Source organism: Halanaerobium sp. (assembly GCF_003070835.1).
On the sequence record NZ_QBLR01000438.1, the window covers coordinates 1 to 2107 of the forward strand.

2 protein-coding genes are annotated in these 2107 nt (G+C 30.4%); both read right to left on the reverse strand.

Annotated elements, in window-relative coordinates; all coding sequences use genetic code 11:
• Positions 1 to 190: hypothetical protein (locus CI949_RS20150; protein WP_290769785.1), on the reverse strand; the 190-nt coding region annotated here is incomplete at its 3' end.
• 217 nt (positions 191 to 407) lie between these two features.
• Entirely contained in the window at positions 408 to 2027 is a 1620-nt protein-coding gene (locus CI949_RS20155) for a diguanylate cyclase domain-containing protein (protein ID WP_290769786.1), read from the reverse strand.
• Positions 2028 to 2107 lie beyond the last annotated feature (80 nt).

Consider the following 2107-nt stretch of genomic DNA (forward strand, 5'->3'; position numbering starts at 1 on the left):
CATAATGACCTTTAGTAAGTTCCAAATCATTATCTAACCAAAAAATATATTTTTTTAATTCATTTGCTAAATGATGTCCTAAATTCCATTCAGTCATTGTTGTTTCAGATGTATTAATTAAAATATTGGGTTGGTTTTTTAATAGATTTAAAATTGATGAGTTCAGTATATTTGCAAGAGTTTTTAACATAAAATACTCCTTTATATAGAAATTATAGTGCTGTAGATAACTTAATAATATAATTTAGATTAATTTTCAACATCTAATATATATACTTCTTGAAATATATGGTTTTTCCTTTATTCACAAGTCAACAAAATCTGCATTTTTAGGTTCTATAAAGTCATAAAGCTGAGGTCTCATCTAAAAACCCCAGCTCTGTAATAATCATATTTAATTATCTTTATTAACATCTACCTGCAAATTTTTGTTCATACATCTTTTCGTCAGCTTTATTGTAACATTTTCTAATATTTTTAACACTATGTTTTTGATTACTACAATCTGTAGTTTCAAAACCCAGGGCAATAGTTAAAGGCACTGGCAGCTCCTCAATCTTATTGTCTTCTTCTATTCTCTTTAAAATCCTATCAACAATATCATCTGCCTTAGAATAATCGGTTTCCGGTAAGATAATTGCAAATTCATCTCCACCAATTCTGGCAACTACATCTTCAGTTCTGACAGAGCTTTTAATCGCCTCTGCAGTTCTTTTAATATATCTGTCACCCATGCTGTGACCATAATTATCATTAATATCTTTTAATCCATTCATATCGCCCACAATAATACTGATCGGATATTTTCTGGAATTGTGAAGTCGTTTAAGCTCTTCATTAAAATATCTTCTGTTATAAAGGCCGGTTAATTCATCATGATTGGAAAGGTATTCAATTTCTTCTGCTGCTCTTTTTTCCCGATCTATATCAATATGAATACCAACCATCCTTTCTGCATTATCCTGATCATCTCTTTCAGTTATCTTACCAATATCTTTAATCCACTTCCAGTTGCCGGACTTAGTTTTTAGTCGATGTTCATTATAATATTTTTCAGTTTTACCCTCCAGATGATCTTCTACATCTTTTAAAGCCTGCTTCTTATCATCAGGATGAATTAAATTAAGCCAGGTATTAAGGTTACTCTCAAGCTCAGAAAGTTCATATCCTAGCATCTGGGCCCAGTTCTCATTAAAATGTACTGTATCATTTACAGCATTCCAATCCCAAATACCAATATTGCCACCCTCTACAGCAAGTTCCAATCTCTCTTTTACCTCTTTTAATTCAAGTTCTTGTTTTTTAGTTTCGGTAATATCATCAACCGCAACATAAATTAATCGATTATGTTCTTCATTTTCTACAGAAAAAATATGAACATTGCAATATTTGATTTTATTATTAACTTTAAATCTCACTTCATTTTCCCAGTCTTCTTTTTCTAAAATCGCATTGATTTCTCTCTTAATATTTTCTGGTTCTTCATATAAATTAACAGCGTCTAAAGCAAACTCCTCTTTAATATTACTTTTTGAGATCTCAAATATTTCTTCAAATTTATTATTGGCATCCAGTATTCTAAATTCTGAGTCCAGTAAAGCGATACCCTCCAGAGAATTAGTAAAGAGGTTCTCAAATATTATCTTTTGGTTTTTTAGCTCCTGTTTTTGCTTAATTCGGTGAGAAATGTCTATAATCTCAAATAACGTCTTTCCATCATCTAATTGTGAATAACGGAAATTAAAATACTTATAATCCCCTGCAGCAGTTGTAATTTTATATGTTCGGTCCTGAATATCATTTTTTATGTCATATTGAAAAAAATTTTTGGCTTTTTTTCTAGATCCCGGATCTGGATAAGCCTTTTTGTACCAATCTTCCATTGTTTTAATTTCAGCTTCTGTATATCCAGTCATCTCTTTTATAGTCTGGTTGGTAAATAAAAGCTGGCCCTGTTGGTCAGCTATTACAACTCCAATTGATAATTTATTTATTAAACTCTTCATTAATTGATCATCTCTTTCCATAGATTTCTCACCTCAGACATCATTTTAGTGATAATACTTATATTATACATCAAATTCTACAATCCTGCATTATATTGGAT